This is a genomic window from Anaerotruncus sp. DFI.9.16, from assembly GCF_024461615.1.
Lineage (GTDB): Bacteria > Bacillota > Clostridia > Oscillospirales > Ruminococcaceae > Anaerotruncus > Anaerotruncus massiliensis.
On sequence record NZ_JANFZX010000084.1, the window covers coordinates 1 to 7,613 of the forward strand.

Annotated in this window: 6 protein-coding genes and 1 tRNA gene; all 7 read left to right on the forward strand. The window is 62.7% G+C overall.

Going from position 1 to position 7,613, the window contains the following annotated elements; all coding sequences use genetic code 11:
• Positions 1–423: 423 nt before the first annotated feature.
• Positions 424–500 (forward strand) — tRNA-Arg (locus NE609_RS16175).
• A gap of 139 nt (positions 501–639) precedes the next feature.
• Positions 640–984 carry a TIGR04076 family protein gene (locus NE609_RS16180; RefSeq protein WP_121587108.1) on the forward strand — a complete coding sequence of 115 codons (345 nt, stop codon included), beginning with the start codon at positions 640–642 and terminating at the stop codon, positions 982–984.
• 276 nt (positions 985–1,260) lie between these two features.
• On the forward strand, positions 1,261–3,786 hold the full coding sequence (locus tag NE609_RS16185) for a glycyl radical protein (protein ID WP_256153109.1): 2,526 nt from the start codon (positions 1,261–1,263) through the stop codon (positions 3,784–3,786).
• 17 nt (positions 3,787–3,803) lie between these two features.
• Entirely contained in the window at positions 3,804–4,598 is a 795-nt protein-coding gene (locus tag NE609_RS16190) for a glycyl-radical enzyme activating protein (protein WP_256153110.1), read from the forward strand.
• 95 nt (positions 4,599–4,693) lie between these two features.
• The gene (locus NE609_RS16195; protein ID WP_256153111.1) at positions 4,694–5,332 is read left to right on the forward strand and encodes a CatA-like O-acetyltransferase; all 639 of its coding nucleotides are present in this window, start codon (positions 4,694–4,696) and stop codon (positions 5,330–5,332) included.
• Positions 5,333–5,647: 315 nt separating this feature from the next.
• On the forward strand, positions 5,648–6,331 hold the full coding sequence (locus NE609_RS16200) for a response regulator transcription factor (protein WP_101548152.1): 684 nt from the start codon (positions 5,648–5,650) through the stop codon (positions 6,329–6,331).
• Positions 6,328–7,311 carry a HAMP domain-containing sensor histidine kinase gene (locus NE609_RS16205; protein ID WP_256153112.1) on the forward strand — a complete coding sequence of 328 codons (984 nt, stop codon included), beginning with the start codon at positions 6,328–6,330 and terminating at the stop codon, positions 7,309–7,311. Before NE609_RS16200 ends, NE609_RS16205 begins: the two co-directional genes overlap by 4 nt.
• Positions 7,312–7,613: the final 302 nt, after the last annotated feature.

Here is a 7,613-nt window from a genome sequence, read left to right on the forward strand (position 1 = left end):
TTGTATCCGGAGATACTCAAATTCTTTTCAAGGGTGATTCCCCCAAAACTTCCGTCTTGGGTTCCTCGTTTCTCTTCTCTCGTTGTTCATTTTTCAAGGTGCTGTTTCCCCGCCGCAAGGGCGCTTCCCTCAAGCGGGACTTTTAGTTTAGCATGGAATGGACAAACTGTCAAGCAGATTTTTCTCGAAAATGACGGTTTTTTTACCGCACAATTCTTTCCACAATTTCTCCACCGGCCCACGCCCGCGCCCCTCGTCGATTTTTCCACTTTTTCAACACGCGCATGTTGAAAACATTTTTCTGGCAGTCTTTGCCGCCGGTTTCATTATTGCCCGAAATTCTTGAAAAAATCCATAAAAGAATTGCTTTTTTCAAGAATTGTTGGTATAATAATCGTCAGCGGCCCAAGCGGACCGCAACATGCGCCCGTAGCTCAGCTGGATAGAGCGTTAGACTCCGACTCTAAAGGCCGTGCGTTCGAATCGCATCGGGCGTACCACAAAAAACAGCCAGTCAAATGACTGGCTGTTTTTTGTGGCGCTGCCTGCGGATGTCCTTCCCCTTCCGCGGGCGGCCGTGTTATGATACTATTATATAAAGTATCCCGCGCCCCAGAATATTGACGGAGGTTTTGCCCGATGAAAAAGGTGAAGATTACGGTGCTCAAAACGACCCTTGACAGGGAGCTCGCCGCCGAATACGGCGTCGAGGGACTGTCGGCCTGCCCGATGATGCGGGAGGGCCAGGTCTTCTACGCGGACTACGCAAAGCCGGAGGGCATGTGCGACGAGGCGTGGAAGGCGGTCTACCAGTATGCCTTCGCGCTGGCGCACGGCGCCGGGGAGGGGCTCTTCTACTACGGGGACTGGATCCGCAAGCCGGGCGTCGCCATCTGCAGCTGCAACGACGGGCTGCGGCCGGTCATCTTCAAGCTGGAGGCCACCGGGGAGGACTCGCGAATCGACTACGAGCCACTCCGCTGAACCGCCCCGCGCGGCGCGCAGACCACGGAACAAAAAAACAGGCTCCCGGCCGTGGCCGGGAGCCTGTTTTTTTTGAGCTTTTGGTGAAAACAATGCGCATATCCGATCATTTTTGATCGCCAAAGCGAAAACATCCTGTCTCTGATCAAGATCGCCGCCGAAGATGGCGTTTACATGCGGCTTTTGATAAAATGTGAACTGGAAGAAAGTGCCGCTGCTCGCATCTGCGCAGCGGCAGACGATAGGCGAACCGACAGAAAGGACGGCATGGGGATTATGGGACGATTCTATGACGAAGACATTAAAAAAAGCCCGCGCATCGACCGGCTGATCAGCCACCTGTACGCGAAGATGCCGGTGATCGAGGCGGACCGGGCGGTCCTGCTGACCGAGAGCTACCGCGAAACGGAGGGGGAGCCGGTCATCCTCCGGCGCGCCAAGGCGTTCCTCAAAATCTGCCGGGAGCTGCCGATCACCATCCGGCCGGAGGAGCTGATCGTCGGGAGCAACAGCATCGCCCCGCGCGGCTGCCAGGTCTTCCCCGAGTACTCGTGGGAATGGCTTGAAAAGGAGTTCGACACGGTGGAAAAACGCTCCGCCGACCCCTTTTACATCTCCGACGAGACCAAGCGGCGGCTGCGGGAGGTCCTGCCCTACTGGAAGGGCAGGACGACCAGCGAGCTGGCCACCTCCTACATGGCCCCCGAGACGCTCACCGCCATGAAGCACAACATCTTCACCCCCGGCAACTACTTCTACAACGGCATCGGGCACTTCACCGTCAAATATGAGGAGGTTCTGGAGATCGGCTTCGCGGGCATCCGCGACCGCGCGGCGGCTCAGCTCGCGGAATGCGGCCTCGGCGACCCCGACTACGCCTCCCGCGTCAGCTTCCTTGAGGCGGTCATTCTCAGCTGCGAGGCCGCGTCGGAGTACGGCCGGCGCTATTCCGTCCTCGCGCGCGAGCTGGCCGGGCGGGAGACCGACCCGGCGCGGCGCGCCGAGCTCACGCGCATTTCGGAGGTCTGCGCGCGGGTGCCTGAACAGCCCGCGGCCTCCTTCTACGAGGCGTGCCAGTCCTTCTGGTTCGTACAGATGCTCCTCCAGACGGAATCCTCCGGGCATTCGATCTCGCCCGGACGGTTCGACCAGTACATCTATCCTTACTATAAGGCCGACCTCGACGCCGGGAAGATCACGCGGGAATCCGCTCAGGAGCTGCTCGACTGCATCTGGGTCAAGCTCAACGACCTCAACAAGGTCCGCGACAAGGATTCCGCCGAGGGCTTCGCCGGGTACAGCCTCTTCCAGAACCTCATTGCCGGCGGCCAGGACGCCGAGGGCAACGACGTCACCAACGACCTCTCCTTCATGTGCATCGAGGCGTCGATGCATGTGCGCCTGCCCGCGCCCTCCCTTTCGGTGCGGGTGTGGAACGGCACCCCCAACGAGTTCCTCATCAAGGCCGCCAAGCTCACCCGCACCGGTGTGGGCCTGCCCGCCTACTACAACGACGAGGTCATCATCCCCGCCCTCATGAGCCGGGGGCTCACCGTCGAGGACGCGCGCACCTACAACATCATCGGCTGCGTCGAGCCCCAGAAGGCGGGCAAGACGGACGGCTGGCACGACGCCGCCTTCTTCAACATGTGCCGCCCGCTCGAGCTCGTCTTCACGGGCGGCCGGGAGAGCGGCGAGCTGGTCGGCGTGGAGACGAAGCCGATCTCCGAGATGCGCTCCTTCGACGAGTTCTACGACGCCTACCGGCAGCAGATGGACTACTGCATCAGCCTGCTGGTCAACGCGGACAACGCCATCGACCGCGCCCACGCCGAACGCTGCCCGCTGCCCTTCCAGTCCTGCATGATCGACGACTGCATCGCGCGCGGCAAATCGCTCCAGGAGGGCGGCGCGGTCTACAACTTCACCGGGCCGCAGGGCTTCGGCATCGCGAACGTCACCGATTCGCTGCTCGCGGTGAAAAAGCTCGTCTTCGAGGAAAAAAAGCTCACCCTCGAGGAGTACCGCGAGGCGCTCCGCAAAAACTTCGGCCGCGGGCTCGGAACCCGCGAGACGGAGGACCTTGTGGCCCAGGTGGCGGGCGGCATGGCCGCCGCCGGCCAGCCGGTGGGCGAGGCGGAGATTCGCGCAATCTGCGAGGCGGTCCGGAAGGAACCGGTTTCCCCGGCGGAAAAGGCGAAGTACGACCAGCTGCTCGACTGGATCGACGAGCTGCCCAAATACGGCAACGACGTCCCCGGCGTGGACGCCTTCGCGCGCGAGGTGGCCTACCTCTACACCAAGCCGCTCCAGAACTATCGCAACCCGCGCGGCGGCATCTTCCAGGCGGGGCTCTACCCCGTCTCCGCCAACGTGCCCCTCGGCTCCCAGACGGGCGCCACCCCCGACGGCAGGCTCGCCAACACCCCGATCGCCGACGGCGTGGGCCCCGCCCAAGGGCGCGACACCCACGGCCCGACCGCGGCCTGCAACTCGGCGGCGCGGCTCGACCACATGATCGCCTCCAACGGCACCCTCTTCAACCAGAAATTCCACCCCTCCGCCCTCAGCGGCATCGAGGGGCTCCAGAAGTTCGCCAGCCTCATCCGCGGCTACTTTGACCAGAAGGGCATGCACATGCAGTTCAACGTTGTCAGCCGCGAAACGCTGCTCGACGCACAGGCCCACCCCGAAAACTATAAGAGCCTCGTCGTCCGGGTGGCGGGCTACAGCGCCCTCTTCACCACCCTCTCCAAGTCGCTTCAGGACGACATCATCAGCCGGACCACCCACGGGTTTTAACGAAAGGAGGCGCCGATATGGACGCGGACTACCGCCGCCGGACCGGGCGCATCTTCGACATCCAGAAATATTCCATCCACGACGGCCCCGGCATCCGGACGATCGTCTTTCTCAAGGGCTGCGCCCTGCGCTGCCAGTGGTGCTGCAACCCCGAGTCCCAGTTGCATGAGATCGAGACGATGACCGTCGGCGGCAAGGCGAAGGTCATCGGCCGGGACGTTTCCGCCGAGGAGGTCATGGAGGAGGTCCTGCGGGACTGGCCCTATTTCCGCCGGTCGGAGGGGGGGCTCACCCTCTCGGGCGGGGAGTCGCTGCTCCAGCCGGAGTTCGCGGGGGCGCTCCTGCGCATCGCCAAGGAGTCGGGCGTCACCACCGCGCTGGAATCCACCGCCTTCGCGGATTTTGCGGTGATCGAGCGGGAGATCCTGCCCTGGCTCGACCTCTTCCTCATGGACGTCAAGCACATGGACAGCGCCAAGCACCGGCGGTTCACCTCCCAGGGCAACGAGCGGATGCTTGAAAACGCCCGGCGGATCGCCGCGGCGGGACAGGCGCTGATCATCCGTGTGCCGGTCGTCCCCACCTTCAACGACACGCCCGCCGAGATCGCTGCGATCGCGCGGTTCGCCTCCTCGCTGCCCGGGGTCACGCGGCTGCATCTGCTGCCCTACCACCGGCTCGGCCAGGACAAGTACGAGCGGCTCGGCAGGCGCTACCTGCTGCCCGACCTGCTGCCCCCGCCGCAGGAACGGATGGAGCTGCTCGCCGAGACCGCCCGCGCCGCCGGCCTGACGGTGCAGATCGGCGGCTAGGCCGTGAACCGGATTCCCGGGTAGCCAAGCGCCTCCTCCTGTGGTAGAATCGGGAGGGAACCCAACGACACGCAGGGATTATGAAGGAGGCGCGCATGTTTCACCCGATCGAGCTCGACCGCTGGGAGCGGAAGGACACCTTCCAGAACTTTATGGACCTCGACTGCAGCTACAGCGTGACGCAGGACCTCTGCGTCACCCCCTTCCACGCCCACGTCCGGGCGCGCGGGCTGCGGTTTTACCCGGCCTTTTCCTGGGCCGTGCTGTATGCGGTCAACCGCCACAGGGAATTCCGAATGGGGCTGGACGGTGAGGGGCGGCCCGGCTATTACGACGAGATCCACGCGGAATACACGGTTCTGGACCGGCGCACCGGGAATATGGACAGCCTCAACACCGCCTACCGCGCGGCTTTTTCGGAATTCTACGCCGCGATGTCCGCTGACCTTGAACGCTTCGAGCGCGACGGGACCCGCACCGTGAGCCGGGAAAATTCCGTCCTGCTCTCCTGCGTTCCGTGGTTCACCTACACGGGGCTCTCCTTCCACATGAAATCGAACCTCTCCTTCCTGCGGCCGATGTTCGTATGGGGAAGGTACCGGAGGCAGGGGGAGGAGCTGCTGATGCCCTTCACCATCCAGGCCCACCACGCGGCCGCGGACGGATACCACTGCCACCTGCTCTTCGCGGACCTCGAACGGGTCCTGCGCGAGCCGGAAAATTATCTGAAATAGATTTCTGGGAAAGGGCCGGGGCCCCGCGGACGCGGGACCCCGGCCCTCGGCGTATCCGGAAGCCCGCCGGCGGCGGCTCCCTTGTTTTTTTCCGGCCGTCGGGCGCCCTGTCCGGCGGCCGGTTTTTGTTGACTAAAATCCTGCATATTGTAAACGGAAACCCGCTTATTCGCATCAAATATCAACTCAATGTAAACGCACAAAAGGAATAATTTAACATAAGAAGAACGTTCTGTAATATTTCTTTCCAATCCCTTCCATGTCCTTTACAATCGCACTTTTTCTGCTATATTGGATTTCTGGGAGGGTGCGCGGATGGCAACAATTTTGATAGTTGACGACGACCGGAAAATCTGCAGGCTCGAAGACATCTACCTGCGCAGCGAGGGGTTCGACACCCTCGTCGCGCGGGACGGGTTCGAGGCGCTTTCGATCATCGGCCAGAAGCGGGTCGACCTCATCGTGGCCGACATCCTCATGCCCAATCTCGACGGGCAGGGTCTCCTGCGCGCCCTGCGAGAGCACTACATCGCCACGCCGGTGCTCATGATGACCTCCAAGTCCGCCTTCGAGGATAAAAAGCGCCTCTTTGAGTGCGGGGCGGACGACTATATGGTCAAGCCGGTCGACCTCGAGGAGCTCGTCCTGCGCATCCGCGCGATCCTGCGGCGCTACAACATCAGCAACGCGCGCCAGCTGCGCATCGGGGACACCATCCTCGACTATTCCAGCCTCGAGGTGCGCGCCCCCGGCGGGACCCTCACCCTGCCGCAGAAGGAATTTTACCTGCTCTTCCTGCTGCTCTCCTACCCCGGCCGCATCTTCACGCGGCAGGAGCTGATGGACGAGCTGTGGGGAACGGATACCAACACCAGCCCCCGCACGGTGGATGTCCACATCAACCGGCTGCGCAGCCGGTTCGCCGGACGGGAGGATTTTGAAATCTCCACCATCCGGGGGCTGGGATACAAAGGCGTCATAAAGGCGGCGGTAAGATGAAGCGCGTCGGTTGGAAGACCCTGCTGCTCCCCGGGGCGCTGGCCGCCCTTTTCGGCGCGGCCGCCGGCCTGCTGTCCGGGCGCTGGGCGGAGTTCCACCCGGCCTGGACCTTCCTGGCGGGCGCCCTGCTCTCCGGATGCGTCCTGCTGGCGGTTTTTTTGGCGGGCGTCTGCCGCCCGCTCGTCCGCCTGGGCGAGGCGGTCCGCCGCGTCCTGGAGGGCGACCTGTCCGCGCGGGCGCGGGTCCCCGGCTTCCCCGCGGGCGCGCAGCTCCGCGAGCTGACCCGCGATTTCAACGAGGTCGCCCGCAGGCTGGAGGAGGACACCTCCCGCGAATGGGACGTGCTGCCGGTGTTCTTCCACGAGCTCAAGGCGCCGCTGGCGACGATCGGCGGCTACGCCCAGCTGCTCGAAAAAAACCTCCACCCCGAGCAGAACCGGGAGTTCGCCCAGATTATCCGCAGCGAGGTCGAGGAGATGGCAGGGCTGGCCGACAGTCTGCTGCTGCTCTCCCGCCTGGACGCCGGGCGCCCGGAGCAGCCCCCGGAGACGGTCGACGTCGCCGAGCAGGTGCGCCGTGCGTTCACCGCGCGCGAGCCCCGCTGGCGGGAAAAGGAGCTTACGCTCGCCCTTTCGCTCGGAGACGCGAAGGCGCGGGGCTACGGCCCGCTGCTCGCGCACGTGTGGGGCAACCTCGTGGACAACGCGGTCAAGTATTCCCCCGCGGGCGGGACGATCGAAGCGTCGCTGTGCGAGCGGGAGGGCCGCGTTCGGTTCGTCATCCGGAACGGGGGCGCGCCCATTCTGCCCGCCGACCTGCCCCGCGTTTTCGAGCCCTTTTACCGCGCGGGCAACGGCGGCGGGGAGTCCGGACACGGGGTCGGGCTGGCGCTGGCACGCCGCATCGTGGCGCTGCACGGGGGCGAGATCACCGTGGAAAGCGGCGAAACGGAGGGCACCTCCTTCACCGTGACGCTGTGAGGAATTTCCTCCACAAAGTTGATACAAATTTATCACAAAATCTCCATAATTCCATCACCGTTTGTGCATATTTATTGTTATTTTCTGTACCAAACGCCAAAATTTTAGTCCCGTTTGGTGCAATTTACAAAAATAGTTACAAAACGGTTACAAAGCCAATTGATTCCTTCTCATGGCACAGGCTATAATTTGACTGTCAGGTAAGGCTGGAGAGGCGACCCTGAAAAAACAAAATCAAAAGATCACGAATTTAGGAGGAGATTTACCGATGAAAAAGTTACTGGCGGTCGTTCTGGCTGCTG